Here is an 18844-nt window from a genome sequence, read left to right on the forward strand (position 1 = left end):
GTACACAACGAACGGCTCGACTTGGGTAGACTCTGGGTGGGCGGTCAGCCCGGTCTATCCGAACAGCGCGTCGGCTGCCACTGATTTTTCTGTCGAGGAGTACTGCATGCGTTTGATGATTGCGTTTCTGCTGTCGGCGGGATTGTGCCGGACCGCGCCTGCCATGGCGGAGGATTTGTTTGTGGCTACGCCGCTGACAGCGGAACGCAGTTTCACCGCCGGCATAGAAGGGCCGGCGGTGGACGCGGCAGGGAATATCTATGCGGTCAATTTCGGCCGCCAGCAGACCATTGGCATCGTCAGCCCGCAAGGCGTGGCGCGCGAGTTCGCCGTGCTGCCCGGCGCCTCGGTGCCCAATGGCCTGCGCTTCGATCGCCAGGGCGCGCTGTATGTGGCCGACTATGTCGGCCACAACGTTTTCCGCATCGCGCCGGGCACCGCCACGCCGCGGCTGTACGCGCACGAGGCGAAGATGGTCCAGCCGAACGACCTGGCCATCACGATAGATGGCGTGCTGTACGCCAGCGATCCTGACTGGGCCCACAATACCGGCCGCGTGTGGCGCATCGACCGTGACGGCAAGGTCACCCTGGCGGCGGATGGAATGGGTACCGCCAACGGGATCGAGGTGAGCCCGGACGGCCGCACCTTGTATGTGAATGAAAGCGTGCAGCGTAATATCTGGGCCTTCGCAATCGGCGCCGATGGAGCGCTGTCGGACAAGCGGTTGCTGCATCGCTTTGAAGATTTCGGCATGGACGGCATGCGCGTCGATGTCGACGGCAATTTGTACGTAAGCCGTTTTGGCAAGGGCACGGTGGTCAAGCTGGCGCCGGATGGCAAGCTGCTGCAGGAAATCCGCCTGCCGGGCGAGCGCCCCAGCAATCTATGCTTTGGTGGGCCGGACGGCCGCACCGTTTATGTGACCGAAGTCGAGCACCAGCAACTGCTTCAGTTCCGTGTTGACCGTCCGGGCCTGGAGTGGCAGCGGATACAGGGGCGCCAGTGACCAGGCCCGCGCGCGGCATGAGGAATAACCGGCCCTGTGTTTTCATTTTACGTTTGAGGTGAGTATGCGTTTACAAGTTCTTGTGTCATGTTGCTTGGGATTGATGGGGGCTGTACAGGCCCAGGAGATCGTGCCGCTGCCCGCGCACCTGCAGCGCAATGCCGGCGAGTTTGCGCTGACGTCCGCCACCCGCATCGTCGCCGACGGCATGGCGCAGGCCGAAGCGCAAATGCTGCGCGATTACCTGCGCCCGGCCACCGGCTTTGAACTGCCCGTGGTCACGCGCGACGGCGCCAATGCCATCCGCCTCAAACTGGACAAGAAACCAGGCTCGCCGGGCAAGGAGGGCTACCGCCTGGTCAGCGATGCGCGGGGCGTGACCATCACCGCCGCCGATCCGGCAGGGCTGTTCTACGGCGTGCAGACGCTGCGCCAGATGCTGCCTGCCGATATCTACCGCAAAGCGGAAGTGCGCCGCCGCTGGCAACTGCCTGCCGTCAGCATCGAAGACCAGCCGCGCTTCGGCTGGCGCGGCAGCCATCTGGATACGGCGCGCCACTTCATGCCGAAGAGCTTTGTGCTCAAGCACATCGAGCTGCTGGCGCAGAACAAGATGAACGTGTTCCACTGGCACCTGACCGACGACCAGGGCTGGCGCATCGAGATCAAGCGCTTCCCGCTGCTGACGCAAGTGGGCGCATGGCGCAGCGAGACCCAGCTGACGCCGCGTCCCGGCGATCCCCCGGGCCTGCGCTACGACGGCCAGCCGCACGGCGGCTACTATACGCAGGAAGACATCCGCGAAGTGGTGGCGTATGCCGCCGCGCGCCACATCACGGTGGTGCCGGAGATCGAAATGCCGGGCCATGCTCTGGCCGCGATCGCCGCATATCCTGAACTGGGCAATCAGCCCGGCACGAAGCTGTCTGTCGGCCGCGAATGGGGCGTGATCACGCAGGTGTTCAGTCCAGAGGAAAACACGGTGCGCTTCCTGCAGCAGGTGATGGATGAAGTGCTGACGCTGTTCCCGGGCCAGTACATCCACGTTGGCGGCGACGAGTGCCCGAAAACCGAATGGGCGCATTCGCCGGCAGCGCTGGCACGCATGAAGACGCTGAAGCTGGTGTCTGCGTCCACCACGCTGGAAGACATCCAGCACTACAAGGACGCACAAGGCAAGCCGGCCGAGCATCCAGCCCTGCATCAGCTGCAAAGCTGGTTCATTGGGCAGATGGACGTCTACCTGGCGCAGCACGGCCGCCGCCTGATCGGCTGGGACGAAATCCTGGAAGGCGGTCTGGCGCAGGGCGCCACGGTGATGAGCTGGCGCGGCGAGGAGGGCGGCCTGAACGCCGCCAACGCCGGCCATGACGTGGTGATGACGCCGGAGCGCGACACCTATCTCGATTACGCCCAGATCCCGGCCGACACGCCAGGCTACCGCGAACCGCCGGGCGCGCGCGCGGTCAACACGCTGGACCACGTCTACGCCTACGAGCCGCTGCCTGCCTCCATGCCGACTGAATTGGCCAAACATGTGCTGGGCAGCCAGGCGCAGTTGTGGACCGAATACATGAAGGGGCCGCGCGAGGTTGAATACATGGCTTGGCCGCGTCTGCTGGCCATGGCTGAAGTACTATGGACGCCGAAGTCGCTCAAGGACTACGCCAAGTTCCAACAGCGCCTGCCATCCTCGTTGCAGCGCCTGGATGTGCAGGACGTGAATTACCGCACCGCTGACGGCCCACGCTGGCCACGTTGAAAGAGACCCATGTCTTCACAAAAAAACTATCAGATGTTTCTGGCCGTGGTCAGCGGCCTTGCCGGGCTGCTGTACGGGATTGATATCGGCATCATCGATCCGGCGCTACCTTACCTGAACCGCTCCACCAGCCTGTCGGAAGGCCAGCTGTCGATGGTGGTGGCGGCGGTGCTGGCCGGTTCGATTCTGGGATCGGTGGTGGCGGGCGCGTTGGCCGACTGGCTGGGGCGCAAGCCGATGATGGTGGTCAGCGCGCTGATGTTTGTCGGCAGCGTGGCGGTGATCTATCTGTCGCAGTCCTTCGTGCCGCTGATGTTGGGCCGTCTGCTGCAGGGCATGAGCGGCGGCGTCATCGCGGTGGTGGTGCCGCTGTATCTGGCCGAGTGCCTGCCCGCCGCCCAACGCGGGCGCGGAGTGGCGGTGTTCCAGTTCATGCTGACGGTCGGTATTGTGCTGGCGGCCTTTGTCGGCAACCACTATCTGGGCAACGCGGAACTGGAGATACAGGCCGCCGGTTCGGATCAACAGCGCATCGTGGCCGCGGCCGATCACGCCTGGCGCAGCATGTTCCTGACCGTGATGTATCCGGGCGCGCTGTTCTTCCTGGGCTGCTGCCTGGTGTCGGAATCGCCGCGCTGGCTGATACGCAATGGGCGGCCGGAGAAGGCGCGCGCCGCGTTGGCGCGCCTGTTGCCGCCGGCGGTGGCCGAGACGGAGTTTGACGAGATCGGCAACGCGCTGGCGGTGGAACGGGCGCGGCCGAAAACGTCGCCCGTGGCTGCGGCGATGGAGATGTTGACCGAACGCCGCTATGTGCTGCCGTTTATCCTGGCCTGCATCATCCTCGGCTGCAACCAGGCGACGGGGATCAACTCGGTGTTGCAGTTCATGACCACCATTTTGCAGAAGGCCGGCCTGGATCCGGTGGCGGCGGCCGGCTACGGCACGGTGATCAAGATCCTCAATTCGGTGATGACGGTGGTGGCGATCGTGCTGGTCGAACGCAAGGGCAGGGTGTTCCTGCTGAAGCTGGGCACGGGCGGCATCATGGTGTCCCTATGCCTGCTGGCTTTGCTGTTCCACCGCTTCGAGTCGCAGCGCGTCGATGTGCGCGCGGAAGTGGCTACGCTGGTCAAGGACAACCGTCTCGACTTCAACCTGGCGGATGCCCGCTGGGCCGGACAAGGGGCGGTGCAGCTCAGCATACTGTATCAGTACGGCGACCATCAGCAGGTGGCCGAGGCCTACACGCCGACCGAAGCATCGCAGGCGGTGTTGAAGCGCGCGGCCGACGTGGTGCAGGCGTTGCCGGCCGGGCAGCGCGCGCTGCTCGAACAGGCGCAGCTGGCATGGAGCGGACGCGGTGCGGCGGCCGCGGCGGAACCGGCGCAGCAGCTGATTGCGACGCTGCCGCCGGCGTCGCGTGAGGCGCTGAATGCGGCACTGCGTGTGCATACGGCCCAGCATGTGCAGGTGCAGGCGGCCGGCGCGGCTGCCGGGCAGGCGCCGCTGCGGATTCTGCGCGCCAGCATCGGACCGACCCCAAGCCGCGCGACCGGCCTGCTGGCGGTCCTGTGCATTGCCGGCTTTATCGCCTTTTTCTCGATCGGACCGGGGGTGTGCGTCTGGCTGGCGCTGTCGGAGCTCATGCCCACGCGGATACGTTCGGTGGGCATGGGCGTGGCGCTGCTGATCAACCAGGGCACCGGCACGCTGATCGCAGGCGCTTTCCTGCCTATCGTCGGGAATTACGGCTTCCACGTGATGTTCCTGTTCTGGACCGCCTGCACGGTGGTGTACTTCGTGACCGCCGCATTCTTCCTTCCCGAGACCAAGGGCAAGTCGCTGGAAGAAATCGAGCGGTTGTTTGCGCGCCCCTGACCAGGGGACATGGCACGCTGGATGCGGCGATTGACGGACATCAAAGAGAGGCAGGAAACGCTGCGAATTCAGCTGCGGATCAAGGTGTATAACTTCCTTTTTTGTTCGCTAAAGGGTGATCATGACTACCGAAAATCTACCCGATAGAAATATCGCTATCGTCTGCCAGGGCGGCGGCAGCCATGCCGCCTACGCCGCCGGCGCGCTGCAAATGCTGCTGCCGGAACTGGGCGAGAACGGACCGTTGCGCCTGGTCGGCATCAGCGGCACTTCCGGCGGCGCCATCTGCGCGCTGCTGGGCTGGTACGGCAACCTGGAGGGCGGTCCCGCCACCGCACAGCGCAAGCTCGAACGGTTCTGGCTGTCCAACTGCGCGCAGCTTCCCGGGGAAAAGCTGTGGAACGACTGCGCCATCCAGGGCGCCGAGTCGTTACCCTATGAAATCCTGTTCAGTCCCTACCAATGGCCGATGGAGGCCAGCCTGTACCTGCTCACCAGCCTGTGGCCGACGCTGGCCTCCTACCCGACGCCGCTCGACTGGTCGCCCTACCAGCTGTGGGGACGGGGCGAATACTTCCAGCTCGACGAGTTGATCAAGCCGCACGTGGATTTCGAGCTGATCGCCGCGCTCGGCGCCCTGTGCAGCATTCCCGACTACATCGCACGCTGGAAGGCGACCGACCTGCACGCCCTGATCTATGACGAGGCCGAGGCCGGCACAGCGCCCCACCGCGCGCGCAAGCACCGGTTGGAAGACCTGATCCGCGACGGCCTGGCCCAGCCCGACAATATCCGCCGCCTGATGGACCGCAACCGCTTTGCCGCCAATGCGCCGCTGCGGAAGGCGCTGGGCGACTGGCAGGCGCCGCCGGTGGACTTCGGCAATCCGGATTCGATCGACGACCTCAACGATGATGTCAGCCGCATGATGGTGAACATCCCGCAACTGCTGCTGGGCGCCGTCGATGTCGGCAATGGCGAATTCGTTGCCTTCAGCAGCCAGCGGGCGCTCAAGGAGAACGGTATTTCCCTGAACGCGGTGCTGGCCTCGGCGGCCCTGCCGTGGCTGTTCAAGGCGGTCGAGATCGAGAGTCAAAGCGAGGACGGTGAAGCCCGCGTCGACAAATACTGGGACGGGCTGTTCTCGCAAAACCCGCCGATCAAGAATTTCATTTCCGGCAGCAAGAACAAGCGCAAGCCGGACGAGTTCTGGGTGGTGCAGATCAATCCGGTCGGCACCGACGTCGAGAAACTCAAGTCGGACATCTGGGATCGCCGCAATGAACTGTCCGGCAACCTGTCGTTGAACCAGGAAATCTTCTTTATCAGCGCGATCAACAAGCGCATCGAGGTCGAGGCCAACATGGCGCCGAAACCCAAGCCGGGCGGTGACCCGGCCGAGGCCGAGGCCGACAAGCATGTGATCGTTCACCGCATCATCATGGACGGCGAGGCGGTCGAGCGCAAGTCGGGCAAGACCCTGGGCGCGCTGTCCAAGTTCGACCGCGACGCCGTGCTGGGCCAGGCCCTGCGCGAGGACGGGCGCGAACAGGCCCGCCGCTTCCTGCTGATGCGCGCCACCATGCTGCGCCTGTGCGATGACCTGGAGCGGCCCGAGTACGATACCATCTCGGCCAATTCAGCCGGCACGCTGGCCGCGCTCAGGCGCATGCGCAGCAGCGATGGCGGCGGCAAGCTGCGCCTGATCGTCGACGAGACCGTCATGCCGTCGACGGCGCGTGACGGACAGGATGGTACGCGCCACCATGCGCTGGCACGCTGGCATGCCAGCGGCGGCTACAACGGCAAGTCGCTCGACGTGGAAGGGGAAACGGAATTCGACTTCCTGCAGAATGGCCAGCTGTCGATCCAGGTGAAGGAAATCCGCATCGCGTCGATCGACGAGACGCCGCCGCCCAAGCAGCCGGCGCAGCAGCGCGCGGGCGCCGCGCAGCGGCCCGGATTGCTGCACTGAGGTCTACAGCGCCGGCCACAGCTTTCTGCCCAGGGCCGCCTCGAAGACGGCCAGTTGCCGGCGGTCGTTGATCAGATAGTCGGCCAGCATGATGTCGTGCGAGACGATGCGGTCTTCCAGCAGCGGCGGCACCTTGCTGCGCAAATGGTCCAGCGCCAGCCGCGTGCCTTGTCCCAGCTCCATGCCGGGATAGAAATACAGCCCCTGGCCGGCCGTGATGTATTCGATCGCCAGCACCTTCTGCACGTTGTTCAGTATCCGCAGCAGGTTCAGCGTGGCCGGCGTGCCCAGCGACAGGTGGTCCTCCTGTTGCGCCGAGGTGATGTAGTTGTCCAGCACCATGGGCTGGGCCAGCATCTTGTTTTCCGCGACCAGCGAGGCCGCCGCGTACTGGACGATCATCAGGCCGGAATTGACGCCGCTCTCGGCGATCAGGAACGGTGGCAGGCCGCTGACATGCGGGTTGACCAGGCGGTCGACGCGGCGCTCGGCCACGCCGCCCAGCTCCGCCACCGCCATCGACAGCGTGGTGGCGGTCATCGCCATCGCCTCGCCGTGCGGATTGGCTTGCGAGAGCACGCGGTAGTTGTGCTGGTCGCCGAACACCAGCGGGTTGTCGTTGGCCGATTGCAGCTCGATGTTGATCTGCCGTTCGGCGTGGGCGATCTGCTCGCGCGCGGCGCCGTGGATCTGCGGCATGGAGCGCAGGCTCAGCGCATCCTGGGTGCGGATGCCCTGGCCGCCGCGCAGCACCGCGCTGTCGGCCAGCAGCGCGCGCAGATTGGCGGCCACATGGATTTGTCCGGGATACGGTTTTTGCAGCATCGCCTCGGCGTCGAAGGCGCTCATCTGGCCGCGCAGGGCCTCGAAACTCATGGCGCCGATCACGTCGGCCCAGCACGCCAGCCGCTTGGCATGGTCCAGCGCCAGGCACAGCAGGCCGGTCATGCAGGGCAGGCCGTTGACCAGGCTGAGGCCGTCCTTGGCCGCCAGCGCCACCGGCGCCAGCCCGGCCATCGTCAGCGCCGCGCCGGCGGGTATGGTCTGCCCGCGGAAGCGCACGTCGCCCAGGCCGATCAGCGTCAGGCCGACGTGGGCCATGTGCGTCAGGTAGCCCACCGAGCCCTGCATGGGCACGACGGGCGTCAGCCCCAGGTTCAGGAAGTCCAGCAATTGCCGCACCACGTGCGCGCTGATGCCGGAATGGCCGCGGCTGTAGTTGATGATTTGCGCGCACATGATGGCGCGCGTCTCGACCACGCCCAGGGTGGCGCCCAGGCCGCAGGCATGGCTCTTGAGGGTGCGCCGCGACAGCTCGGCCAGTTGCTCGCCGCCGAGCACGACTTCGGACAGGGCGCCCAGGCCGGTGTTGATGCCGTAGGCCTTGACGCCGTCGGCGACGATGCGCTCGACGATCAGGCGCGCGTCTTCGATGCGCCGCCACAGGGAGGCGCTCAGTTCGAGCCGGGCGCCGTGGGCGACGCGGACCACGTCGTCGTAGCGGGCCGGGGCCGCTTCGTCGAGAATGATGGTTGTTGTCTGCATGGCGGTCATCCCACCCGGGCCGGCAGCGCCGCCGCATGTCCGCGTTTTTCGACGAATTTGCGGACATAGTCGTCCGCCGGCGTACTCAGGATCTCGTCCGGCGTGCCCACCTGCACCAGCCTGCCGTCGCGCAGGATGGCGATGTGGTCGCCCAGCCTGAGCGCCTCGTCCAGGTCGTGGGTGATGAAGATGATGGTCTTGTGCAGCGTGGTCTGCAGCGACAGCAGCTGGTCCTGCATGTCGTCGCGGATCAGCGGATCGAGGGCGCTGAAGGCCTCGTCCATCAGCAGCACGTCGGTGTCGGCCGCCAGCGCGCGCGCCAGGCCCACGCGCTGGCGCATGCCGCCGGACAGCTCGTCGGGGTATTTGTCCTCATAGCCCTTCAGGCCGACGCGCGCCAGCCAGGCGGCGGCCTTGGCGCGGGCCTGCGGCTTCGGCTCGCCGCGCGTCAGCAGCGCGAAGGCGGCGTTGTCGAGCACCGTCTGGTGCGGCATCAGGCCGAAGCCCTGGAACACCATGCTGATGCGGCTGCGCCGCAGTTCGCGCAACTCGCCCTCGGACATCGATACCACGTCGCGGCCGTCGATCAGGATCTCGCCGGCGCTGGGATCGATCAGGCGGTTGAAGTGGCGCACCAGCGTCGACTTGCCGGAGCCGGACAGGCCCATGATGACGAAGATCTCGCCGGCCTGGATGTCCAGCGACACGCCGCTGAGGCCGACGTTGCAGCCGGTCTGGGCCAGCACGTCGGCCTTGCTGGCGCCGTCGTTAAGCAGCTGCAACCCCTGCCGCCAGCGCGCGCCGAAGATCTTGCAGACGTTCTTGACTTGGATTTTGTAGGGCTTCATGGTTTGGCCTTGTCTGCTTGGGTCATGCGCTGTTGGCGGTCTCTGCCGTAGCCCTGGGTGATGCGGTCCATCACGATCGCCAGGATGACGATGGCGATGCCGGCCTGCAGGCCCTTGCCGATGTTGACGGTCTGTATGCCCTCGAGCACGTCCTCGCCCAGGCCGCGCGCGCCTATCATGGAGGCGATCACGACCATCCCCAGCGCCATCATGATGGTCTGGTTCAGGCCGGCCATGATGCTGGGCCGCGCCAGCGGCAGCTGCACCGTGATCAGCAGTTGCCAGCGGGTGGTGCCGAAGGAGCGGGCGGCCTCGGTCAGCTCGCCGCTGACCTGGCGGATGCCGAGGTCGGTCAGCCGTATCAGCGGCGGCGTGGCGTAGATGATGGTGGCCAGGATGGCCGGCACCTTGCCCAGCCCGAACAGCATCAGCACCGGCACCAGGTAGACGAAGCTGGGCATGGTCTGCATCACGTCCAGCAGCGGCATCAGCAGCCGGCGCAGGCCGTCGCTGCGGGCGCTGAGGATGCCCAGCGGCACCGCCAGCAGCACCGCGATCAGCGTCGCGACCAGCACCAGCGCCAGGGTCTGGATCAACTGGTCCCACAGGCCGAGGCAGCCCACCAGCAGCACGCAGGCGGTGTAGCCGGCGGCATGGCCCCAGCGCCGCGTGGCGTGCAGGCTGAGCAGGAATACGCCGGCCAGCACCAGCCACCAGGGCAGGGCGCGCAGGGCGCCTTCGAACGGCACCAGCACATGGCGCAGCAGCCAGATCGAACCGTCGTGGAAGGCGTCGCCGAAGCGGCTGTTGATGACGTCGACCGTCTCGTTGATCGGCTCGACCAGGGAAATATTAAGCGCCTCGGGGAACGATGGCATGTCTAACCTCACTTAAGCGTGGAACTGATTTTGGCCGCGATATCGGCCGGCATCCAGGCCTGCCAGATGGCGGGCTGGCGCTTGAGGAACAGCAGGGCCAGCGCCGTCGCCTCCAGTTTTTTGGCCTCGCGCTCGGCCAGCAAGACGTTGATCAGATCGACCGGCACGTTCATCCGCTCGAACAGCGCGGTCAGCACCGGGTCGGCGTCGTGGAAGGCGCGCGACACGCCCACCCGCAGCCGGTTGGGCGGATTGACGGTGCCGCAGGGGCGGCTGTTGTTCTGCGCGGTCAGCGTGTCCCAGCAGGCCTGCGAAAAGGCCGGTTCCTCGAGCCGGATGAATTTGTAGCGGCCCATCATCGCGGTCGGGCTCCAGTAGTAGAACAGCACCGGGCGGCCGCGCTGGACCGCCGAGGCGATCGCCGCGTCCAGCGCCGGCCCGGTGCCGGGACGGAAGTTGACGTAGCTGGCGTTCATGCCGTAGGCCTTGAGCTTTTGCGTGTTCACGCCCTGGCAGGTCCAGCCGGTCGGGCAGTTCAGGAAGCGGCCCTTGTCCGGCTCCTCGTCGTCCATGAACACGTCCTTGTAGCGCGCCAGGTCGGCCACCGAGCGCAGGCCGGGCGCCGCCGCCTTGATGCCGCGCCTGGCGTCGCCCTTGACCACGTACTCGGGCACATACCAGCCCTCGGACGAGTCCTTGATGATATCGCCCACCGCCACCACCTTGCCGGCCTTGGCGGCGTCGTTCCAGGCGGTGCTGCGGCCTATCCATTCCTCGGCGAAGACCTGGATGTCGTTGCGCGCCAGCGCCAGTTCCATCGCGATGCTGGTGCCGGGCAGGACGTCGGTCTTGCAACCGTAGCCCTGCTCGAGCACGTAGCGCATCACTTCGGTCAGGAAGCGCGCGCTCTCCCAGTTCAGTCCGGCGAAATTGACGGTCTTGCCGCCGGCGCACCAGCTCGAGGCCGACGCCGCTGTTGCGGCAGCGGCGGCCGGCGCCGCAGCGGCCAGCGCCGCGCCGGCCAGCACCGCGGCGGCGATATCGCGATATGTTTTCATCAATGCCTCATCCACCAATGCCCGCCATCAGAAACGCGCCTTGACGCGCACGCCCACGGTGCGCGGCCGGGCCATGTAGATGGTGTCGCCGGGCTGCAGGCCGTTCGGATCGCGGGTCACGTCGACCACCTTGGTGCGGTTGTTCAGGTTGGTGCCGAACAGGCCGAACTCGTATTTGCCCGACTTGTAGGACAGCGCCGCGTTCAGCATACTCGACGATGGGATTTCCGCATAGTTGCTGCCGGTCGGCGCGAAGTCCGTGTAGGAGTTGCCGCGATAGGAATAGGTCGCGGCGATGCCCACCTCGTCGTTGTTGGCCAGCGGCACCGTATAGTTGAACGACAGGCTGGCGGTCAGGCGCGGCGCGTACGGCGTGCGGGTGCCGGCCGGCGCCGATTGCGCCTCGAGCGGCGTGATGATGGCGGTCTTGGCCTTGGCGTCGGTGTAGGCCGCGTTGAAGCCCAGGCTCATGCGGCGCGCCAGCTTGACCATCGATTCGATTTCCAGACCCTGGCTGCGGATCTTGCCGGCGTTCTGCGTGTAGTAGTAGGAGCAGGGCAGGTAGTTGGCGACCTGTACTTTTTCCCAGTCGATCAGGAAGGCCGCCACGTTCAGGCTCACGCGCTGGTTGAGGAAGGTGTTTTTCGAGCCCAGCTCATAGCTCCACAACTGGTCCGGGCCGAAGCTGGCCGGCGCCTGGATGCCGCACAAGGTTTGCGGCACCGGCTGGTTGTTGCCGCCGTAGCGGAAGCCCTTGCCGGCCTGGGCGTAGAGCAGGTGCTCGGGGTCCAGGTGGTAGGCGGCGGCGAAGCGCGGATTGCCGCCGCGCGCGCTGGCCTTGCTGCTGACGACGTTGGGCGTGCCGACCGGCGCATCGACCGTGGCCGCAGGCGTGTTGCCGTAGTAGCCGGTGAAGCGCAGCTTGAAGTCCTCGGACTCGGTGAACAGGCGCACGCCGGCCGTCAGGTCCAGCTTGTCCCACAGCGTGTAGGTCGCTTCGGCGAACAGCGCGGCCTGGCGCGAGCGCGACTCCTGGGTGCCGGAGAACTGGTCGTCCTTGTTGAAGGCCAGGTCGTTGACCAGCGAGCTGTAGCCGGGGAAACCGTAGGCGGCCGCGTAGCGCGCGTCCATGCCCGGGGTCGGTTCATCCTCCCAGAAGTCGCGCTTGCCGCTTTCGAGGAACAGGCCACCGGTCCATTTCAGCGGGCCGGCGTCGGTCGAGTTGAGGCGGAATTCCTGGGCGAAGTCCTGCAGCTTGTTGGCGATCGTGTAGTCGGCCTGGATCAGGCTCTGGCCGGGGAAGATGAAGGCGGTGGTGTTGTATTCGTCCGATTTCTTGTACAGCGTCTTGCGGTGCACGAAGGTGGTCGACGACACCAGTTCCGCCCGGGCCAGCTTGTAGTTGACGGCCAGGTTGTACAACTGCATGTCGTCCTTGGTCTTCTGCTCCGTCATGGCGCTGGTGGTGAACGGCGCCAGGCCGCTGAAGGCGCCGTTCAGGCCGCCGTCCATCGAGGAGGCGGTGATGCTGGCGTCCACCGTCAGGTCGGGCGAGGCCTGCAGGCGCATGGCCACGCGGCCCTGGTCGGTGTGGCTGTCGTTGGTGCGCTTGCCGTTCAGGACGTTCTTGACGTAGCCGCTGTCCTCGCCGGTGTAGCCGGTCACGCGCAGGCCCAGCACGCCTTCCTTGACGGGAACGTTGACCATGCCGCGCAGGTTGCCGTTGTTGCCGCCGTTGCCGGAGGTGCTGGAGCCGACCGCCTCGAACGAGCCGAACATCGAATCGGTATCGGGTTTTTGCGTGATCTGGCGTATCGTGCCGGCCATGGCGCCGGCGCCGTACAAGGTGCCCTGCGGCCCGCGCAGCACTTCGATGCGCTCCAGGTCCAGCACCTTGAGGTCGGGATTGCCGGACTTGAGCGTGACGGGCATGTCGTCGACGTACACCGCCACCAGCGAGGCGTCGGCGATTTCCGACGGCGTGATGCCGCGCACGACCAGGCCGCGCATGGTGATGTTGTTGACGCCGGGACCTTGCTCCTGCATGTCCACCGACGGTGCGAGGCGGGCGATGTCCGCCAGTCCGGACAGGCCGAACTTGGCCAGGCTTTCCGGCTTGATGGCGGTCAGCGCCATCGGCACCTGCTGGATTTCCTCGGCGCGGGCCGAGCGCGAAGCGGTCACCTCGATGCGCTCGATCTGGTCGGCGCGGTCGGCGGCCGGCGCGGCGGCACTGGCTGGCGCCGGCGCCTGCGTTTGCCCGGAAACGATGGCGCTGGCCGAAACCATCGCCAACGCACTCAACCCCATCAGTTTGTTCCCCATTTTGTCTTTCCTTCGTCTGGTCTGGATAGCTACATGAAATTGCACCATCACATGGCGGCGTGGCACCAAAATGGAGCGCCACTATGCCTTGCGGAGGTGAACTGAATTGCACTTGGCGACACATTGTCTATACATGCTAACTGCTGTTGTCTATACAATTAGTTGCGACAAACGTACAGAGCAGGATGCGTGCCAGGTATTCAAGGTCAACGGGGTGCGATAGCACGAGCTGACTGACTTGCCGTTTTGCCCGGTAAGGCAGGCCGGCGTCAGGTTGTTGCAGGGTGAAGCAAGGCTAACATTGCTATCCAGAGTTGTATAGACAATTTAATGATTGCAAGCTGCTTGTTGTATTTACGTCAGCCTGACTTGAGGGCAACGGGCAGCATGCTGCCGGCCGGCCGATGCGTCTGGCCGGCTGCCCCAGTGCGACGATGAACGCATGGTCTTATGGATTGGTGCCGGGATCCGCGGCATCGATGATGCCGGTTAGCGCGTCCGCGATGGTCTTGTCGTCGGCCACCGAGGGATGCCAATGGCAGCCGGTGAACGTCAGGCCGTTCACCGGGATGAACGCGACCCGGCTTTCGCCCGCCGCCTTCAGCCTGGCCACGACCGTTTTGAGTTCGGCCTGGATTTCTCCGTTGGCGCCATCGGTGGCCCAGAGAATAAAACGGGCCTGCGGATTGCGGGCGCGCAGCCCAAGGACGAATTCGACATACGCGGCCTCGTAATCGGCATGCAAGGCTTCCCTGGAGGCCCACTTTTCGCCCGGGTGGAGCGCGGTGGAAAAGTCATTGGTGCCGAGCGAGATGACGATCCACTTCGGTTGCCATGCGGCGGCGGTGTCGCGCTGGGCGTGGTCGAACAGGACATAGGGGTAGGCGGCGGGCAGGGTGTCGCCGGCGGCGCCGTCGAAGTTGCGTACCACGCCGCGGCCGGAAATGGCGTGGATCCGGTAGTCCGCGTTGTAACGACGCGCCGTCAGCGCGCCGTAGCCCTGGCTGTTGTCGGTTTGCGCCCAGACCTGGTCCTGGTTGCAGTCGCGCGTCGGCGAGATATTGCCGTAGCCGACAGTGTGGGAATCGCCGATAAATTCGATCTGACGCGCGCGGCGCGCCATCGGCAAGGGCTGCGCGCCGTCGGGCAAGGCGAAGCCGCCGAACAGCCTGGGGCCGGACTGGTTCTCGCTGACCGATTCAAGACGCACCGTATGCGCACCCGGGGCCAGCCCCCCGATCCGGTACCAGCCCGGCACCGGCTTGACCATGTCCTCCAGTCGCGCCGAGTCGACCAGCACGTGCAGGATGACCTCACCCGGTTCGACCTTGAAATACAGTTCCCGGCCTTCGAATGCGGCCTCGAAGTAGATGCCGGGCCATTGATAGCGGTAGCCTGCGCCCTCGGGCGAGACGCGCCCGCTCACCGACGCCGGCAGCGCACGCAGGGACGGTGGCGAGGGCGCGGCGACGATGGCGGCAGGCGCCGGAGCGGCATGGGCGGCGCCGGCGATCAGGGCGCCAGCCAGCGCCGTTGCGATAGTAAATCTCATGCTGTATGCCTTATTCGAACTGGATGCGGGTGATGTAGTAGGCGCTGTAGGGGTTGGCCAGTCCCTGCACGCAGATGCCGTCGATGGTCTTGCCCTCGACGCCGAGATCCTTGAGCGGCACCTCGACCAAGGCCCAGGTCTTCGCCTTGGCGACGATCTGGAAGTTCGACTCGACGGGCTTGCCGTCCACCATGGCCTTGATCAGCAGCGCCTGGCCGCCGTTCGTCCCGCCGTTGATGCTGAAGGTCAGCTTGCTCAAGCCTTGCGTGGAGAAGGCGTCGTGGTGCAGGGCCAGCGCGCTCCACGGATCGCCTTCGACCCTGATCGGCTTGGCGCCGCCGGCCGGCACGGCCAATTGGACCTTGGCCCAGCTCCAGTTCTGCCAGCCGTTTTGCAGCCCATCGTCGTAGGCGACGAGCGTCTGGGCCAGCGCCGCGCCGCTGGCGAGGAACGCAATCTGGGCGATCGCCATGGCGATGGCGGCTTTTTTAAATTTTCTCATTCATGGTCTCCTTATGATGTGGCGACTATCTTGTCGCGTTGAACCCCAGCCTTCATTATTATATTGTCCAAGCCGCTTTCGCCGGTCAAACGATACGGCAAAATGGCCGCGAATTTAGCGCTTACGCATTAAACACCGCCCGCTTGGTGAATTTCGTAATTGAGATGTCTGCGCGCCGGGCTCAGAATGACGGCAGAAAAACTATTTCACGAGACATGAAGACGACACGACGCAGTTTTATGGTGTCCATGGGCCTTGCCATGGCGTTTCCCGGGTTGGCTGGAGCCAGGGTGCAAGCCGATAAGCGCGGCGCGCAGGAGCGCCTGTCGCTGTGGTACGACCAGGCGGCCGGGCCGTGGGTGGAAGCGCTGCCGGTCGGGAATGGCCGCCTTGGCGCCATGAGTTTCGGCCGCATCGCCCAGGAGCGCGTTCAGCTCAACGAGGACACGCTGTTTGCCGGCGGTCCCTATGATCCCAACAATCCCCGTTCGCTGGAGGCGCTGCCGCGGGCGCGCGCATTGATAGACGAAGGCAAATATGCGGAAGCGGCGGAGCTGATCGACGCGTCCATGATGGGCATGCCGAAGACGCAGATGCCATACGGCGCCGCCGGCGACCTGCTGCTCGACTTCGACGGGCTGTCCGGCGCCGGCGATTATCGCCGCTGGCTAGATCTCGACAGCGCCGTCTGCGGCACCCGCTTCACCAATGGCAAAGTGCAGTACCGCCGCGAGGTCTTCGCCAGCCAGCCGGACCAGGTGATCGCGATACGCCTGACCTCCACCGGGGGCGCGATGAATTTCGACGTCGGCTACCGCCATCCCGGCGAAGTCGGTTACGGCGCCACCGATTACACCGGCGGCAAGACCGACTCCGCTGCCGCGCCGGTGCCGTGGAACCACCGTGAACCGCTGCGCGCGGAGCAGCGGCCGGAGGGCCTGTCTGTGCGTTCGGACGGCGCCGATGCGTTGCTGATTGAAGGCCGCAATATCGGCGCCGCCGGCGTCGCGGCTGCGCTGCGCTACGCGGTGCGGGTGAAGGCGCTCGGCGACGGCAGGATCGCTGTGCGGGGCGACCGCATCGAGGTGCGCGGCGCCAGCACGGTCACGCTGCTGGTCGCGGCGGCCACCAGCCATGTCAGTTTCGCCGACGTGGGCGGCGACCCGGTATCGCTGGTGCGCAAACACAGCGAAGCCGCCGCCGCCAAGCCCTATGCGCGGCTGCGCGGCGCGCACGTCCAATCGCACCAGGCATTGTTTCGCAGGTTGTCGCTGCGCATAGGTTCCGGCGAGGCCGACGCAAGGCCGACCAACCAGCGCATCGCCGTGGCGGAAAAGCAGGCCGATCCCGCGCTGGCGGCGCTGTACGTGCAATACGGCCGCTATCTGCTGCTGTCCTCGTCGCGGCCCGGCAGCCAGCCGGCCAACCTGCAGGGCCTGTGGAACGAGGGCACCAATCCGCCGTGGGGAAGCAAGTACACCATCAACATCAACACGCAGATGAACTACTGGCCGGCGGAATCGGCCAATCTGGGGGAATGCGTGGAACCGCTGTTGCGCATGGTCGAGGATCTGGCGGTGACCGGCGCCGTCACCGCGCGCAAGGGGTATGGCGCGCGCGGCTGGGTGGCGCACCACAATACCGATCTGTGGCGCGCTACCGCGCCCATCGACGGTCCGCTGTGGGGCATGTGGCCGTGTGGCGGCGCGTGGCTGTGCCAGGCCTTGTGGGATCACTACGACTACCACCGGGACGAAGCCTGGCTGCGCCGCATCTATCCGCTGCTGAAGGGGGCGTCGCTGTTCTTTGTCGATGCGCTGGTCGAGGATCCGCAGGGCAGGGGATTGGTGACCTCGCCTTCGATCTCGCCGGAGAACCAGCACCATCACGGCGTGGCCACCTGCGCCGGTCCGGCCATGGACCGCCAGATCATCCGCGACCTGTTCGGCTGGACGCTGCAGGCGCACGCGCTGCTCAAGGACAGCGACGCCGCCTTCGCCGCCGAAGTCCAAGCCAGGCGCGCGCGCCTGCCGGCCGACCGCATCGGCGCGCAGGGGCAGCTACAGGAATGGCTGGAGGACTGGGACGCCGGCGCGCCGGAGCAGCAGCATCGCCACGTGTCGCACCTGTACGGCGTTTATCCGAGCGGGCAAATCAACGTGCGCGACACGCCGGACCTGATCGCCGCGGCCAAGGTCACGCTCAACACGCGCGGCGACAAATCCACCGGCTGGGCCACCGCGTGGCGGCTGGCGCTGTGGGCCCGGATGGGCGAGGGCGAACGCGCCTACGGCATCTTGCAAGGCCTGCTTGGACCGGAACGCACCTATCCCAACATGTTCGACGCCCATCCGCCATTCCAGATCGACGGCAATTTTGGCGGCGCGGCTGGCATTCTTGAGATGCTGGTGCAATCGTGGGGAGGCGAGATCCGCCTGCTGGCGGCGTTGCCCAAGGCGTGGCCGGACGGTGCGCTGCATGGCGTCCGGGTGCGCGGCGGCGTGGAGCTCGACCTGGACTGGTCGCAAGGCCGTCTGCGCCAGCTGCGGCTGCGCGGCCAGGCGCACCAGCGGCTTAAAATCCGCTACGGCGAACGTCTGAGCGAGATCACGCTGGATGCCCGAGGCCGGGCAATGTTGACGGGCTAAACCCACAGCATCAGCGTGTTGGCCACCGCCTGCATGGCCGGCACGCAGCGGGCGATCGCCTCCTTGCGGCTGCCGTGACTGGCCGCCATCGATGTTGACAGCGCGCCCACCACCTCGCCGACGCGGTTCTTGACCGGCACCGAGATGCCGCGCAGCCCCATCTCGTACTGGTTCTCGGTCGAGCCGAAACCGTCTTCGCGTATCGCGACGATCTCGCGGAACAGCTGGTCCTTGTCGGTCACCGTCAGGTGGGTGTAGGCGATCAGCGTGATCCGGTCCAGGTAGGCGTGCAGTGCATCGTCGCTGAGTGAGGACAGCAGCACCCGGCCGGCGGTCGAGGTGTAGGCCGGCAGCCGCATGCCGGGATCGAAGCCGGCCAGCAGGATGCGCGGCGCGTTGACGCGGCTGACATAGACCACCTCGTCGCCGTCGAGCAGCGAATAATTGGTCGATTCCTGCAGCTGGTTGGTCAGCCTTTGCAGATAGGGCACCACGGCGCGCGGCAGGCGCGCCGAATCCACATAGGCGTGGCCGATGCTGAGCACACTGGGGCGCAGCCAGAACGTGCGGCCGTCGGTGGCCGCCATGCCCAGGTGGACCAGCGTCAGCAGATAGCGCCGCGCCGCCGTACGGCTCAGCGCCACCTTTTCGCCCAGTTCGGTCGGCGTCAGCCGCACCGATTCGTGGTCGAAGGCGCGTATCACCTCCAGTCCCTTGATCAGGCCCTCGATCTGGTCGCGTTTGGCGACCACCACATCCTGCAAAGCACTCTTCTTCATCGCCAGCCCCTTTGTTTGCGCGATTATCGCGCAATTTGCGCGTTCAACGCAATATTCACCGTTTTGCGGGCTGTTTTTCAAC

The 18844-nt window shown here is 65.8% G+C and carries 13 protein-coding genes; 5 read left to right on the forward strand and 8 right to left on the reverse strand.

Translation table 11 applies throughout. From position 1 onward, the window contains the following. Positions 1-106: 106 nt before the first annotated feature. The 4 genes from ABWW33_RS00445 (at position 107) to ABWW33_RS00460 (ending at position 6627) form a co-directional block, all read left to right on the forward strand. Entirely contained in the window at positions 107-1009 is a 903-nt protein-coding gene (locus tag ABWW33_RS00445; RefSeq protein WP_353397635.1) for an SMP-30/gluconolactonase/LRE family protein, read from the forward strand. 103 nt (positions 1010-1112) lie between these two features. Next, the gene (locus tag ABWW33_RS00450) at positions 1113-2771 is read left to right on the forward strand and encodes a beta-N-acetylhexosaminidase (RefSeq protein WP_353397637.1); all 1659 of its coding nucleotides are present in this window, start codon (positions 1113-1115) and stop codon (positions 2769-2771) included. A gap of 9 nt (positions 2772-2780) precedes the next feature. Then, the gene (locus tag ABWW33_RS00455) at positions 2781-4652 is read left to right on the forward strand and encodes an MFS transporter (protein WP_353397640.1); all 1872 of its coding nucleotides are present in this window, start codon (positions 2781-2783) and stop codon (positions 4650-4652) included. A 121-nt stretch (positions 4653-4773) separates the two neighbouring features. Beyond that, positions 4774-6627, forward strand: a complete 1854-nt coding sequence (locus ABWW33_RS00460; RefSeq protein WP_176650232.1) for a patatin-like phospholipase family protein — start codon at positions 4774-4776, stop codon at positions 6625-6627. Positions 6628-6630: 3 nt separating this feature from the next. Here ABWW33_RS00460 and ABWW33_RS00465 read toward each other — a convergent pair whose 3' ends face one another. From ABWW33_RS00465 to ABWW33_RS00495, 7 genes are all read right to left on the reverse strand, one after another. Beyond that, positions 6631-8172 (reverse strand): HAL/PAL/TAL family ammonia-lyase, encoded by a 1542-nt coding sequence (locus tag ABWW33_RS00465; RefSeq protein ID WP_353397643.1) that lies wholly within the window; start codon positions 8170-8172, stop codon positions 6631-6633. A gap of 5 nt (positions 8173-8177) precedes the next feature. Next, positions 8178-9020, reverse strand: coding sequence for a quaternary amine ABC transporter ATP-binding protein (locus tag ABWW33_RS00470; protein ID WP_353397646.1), 843 nt, complete (start codon positions 9018-9020; stop codon positions 8178-8180). Then, complete coding sequence (locus tag ABWW33_RS00475; RefSeq protein WP_353397649.1) at positions 9017-9898, reverse strand: ABC transporter permease; 882 nt, start codon at positions 9896-9898, stop codon at positions 9017-9019. The genes ABWW33_RS00470 and ABWW33_RS00475 overlap by 4 nt, the downstream gene beginning before the upstream one ends. Positions 9899-9906: 8 nt before the next feature. Beyond that, on the reverse strand, positions 9907-10956 hold the full coding sequence (locus tag ABWW33_RS00480) for an ABC transporter substrate-binding protein (RefSeq protein ID WP_353397652.1): 1050 nt from the start codon (positions 10954-10956) through the stop codon (positions 9907-9909). A gap of 27 nt (positions 10957-10983) precedes the next feature. After that, a complete protein-coding gene (locus ABWW33_RS00485; RefSeq protein WP_353397655.1) occupies positions 10984-13281 on the reverse strand; it encodes a TonB-dependent receptor in 2298 nt (765 codons plus the stop codon). Positions 13282-13729: 448 nt separating this feature from the next. Continuing rightward, a complete protein-coding gene (locus tag ABWW33_RS00490) occupies positions 13730-14833 on the reverse strand; it encodes an SGNH/GDSL hydrolase family protein (protein WP_353397658.1) in 1104 nt (367 codons plus the stop codon). A gap of 10 nt (positions 14834-14843) precedes the next feature. Further along, the gene (locus ABWW33_RS00495) at positions 14844-15335 is read right to left on the reverse strand and encodes a hypothetical protein (protein ID WP_353397661.1); all 492 of its coding nucleotides are present in this window, start codon (positions 15333-15335) and stop codon (positions 14844-14846) included. A 290-nt stretch (positions 15336-15625) separates the two neighbouring features. Here ABWW33_RS00495 and ABWW33_RS00500 point away from each other — a divergent pair, with 290 nt between their 5' ends. Then, entirely contained in the window at positions 15626-17983 is a 2358-nt protein-coding gene (locus ABWW33_RS00500; protein ID WP_353397664.1) for a glycoside hydrolase family 95 protein, read from the forward strand. On the opposite strand, the gene ABWW33_RS00505 is transcribed toward ABWW33_RS00500, so the two are convergent. Further along, on the reverse strand, positions 17980-18762 hold the full coding sequence (locus ABWW33_RS00505) for an IclR family transcriptional regulator domain-containing protein (protein WP_353397667.1): 783 nt from the start codon (positions 18760-18762) through the stop codon (positions 17980-17982). The genes ABWW33_RS00500 and ABWW33_RS00505 overlap by 4 nt on opposite strands. Positions 18763-18844 lie beyond the last annotated feature (82 nt).

The organism is Duganella hordei (assembly GCF_040369125.1).
Lineage (GTDB): Bacteria > Pseudomonadota > Gammaproteobacteria > Burkholderiales > Burkholderiaceae_D > Rugamonas > Rugamonas hordei.

What these genes read in the sequence shown, in the direction of transcription:
- ABWW33_RS00505 (WP_353397667.1), bottom strand. Translation starts at nt 18,762, where the DNA reads ATGAAGAAGAGTGCTTTGCAGGATGTGGTGGTCGCCAAACGCGACCAG.
- ABWW33_RS00450 (WP_353397637.1), top strand. Translation starts at nt 1,113, where the DNA reads ATGGGGGCTGTACAGGCCCAGGAGATCGTGCCGCTGCCCGCGCACCTG.
- ABWW33_RS00490 (WP_353397658.1), bottom strand. Translation starts at nt 14,833, where the DNA reads ATGAGATTTACTATCGCAACGGCGCTGGCTGGCGCCCTGATCGCCGGC.
- ABWW33_RS00445 (WP_353397635.1), top strand. Translation starts at nt 107, where the DNA reads ATGCGTTTGATGATTGCGTTTCTGCTGTCGGCGGGATTGTGCCGGACC.
- ABWW33_RS00485 (WP_353397655.1), bottom strand. Translation starts at nt 13,281, where the DNA reads ATGGGGAACAAACTGATGGGGTTGAGTGCGTTGGCGATGGTTTCGGCC.
- ABWW33_RS00480 (WP_353397652.1), bottom strand. Translation starts at nt 10,956, where the DNA reads ATGAAAACATATCGCGATATCGCCGCCGCGGTGCTGGCCGGCGCGGCG.
- ABWW33_RS00470 (WP_353397646.1), bottom strand. Translation starts at nt 9,020, where the DNA reads ATGAAGCCCTACAAAATCCAAGTCAAGAACGTCTGCAAGATCTTCGGC.
- ABWW33_RS00455 (WP_353397640.1), top strand. Translation starts at nt 2,781, where the DNA reads ATGTCTTCACAAAAAAACTATCAGATGTTTCTGGCCGTGGTCAGCGGC.
- ABWW33_RS00460 (WP_176650232.1), top strand. Translation starts at nt 4,774, where the DNA reads ATGACTACCGAAAATCTACCCGATAGAAATATCGCTATCGTCTGCCAG.
- ABWW33_RS00465 (WP_353397643.1), bottom strand. Translation starts at nt 8,172, where the DNA reads ATGCAGACAACAACCATCATTCTCGACGAAGCGGCCCCGGCCCGCTAC.
- ABWW33_RS00475 (WP_353397649.1), bottom strand. Translation starts at nt 9,898, where the DNA reads ATGCCATCGTTCCCCGAGGCGCTTAATATTTCCCTGGTCGAGCCGATC.
- ABWW33_RS00495 (WP_353397661.1), bottom strand. Translation starts at nt 15,335, where the DNA reads ATGAGAAAATTTAAAAAAGCCGCCATCGCCATGGCGATCGCCCAGATT.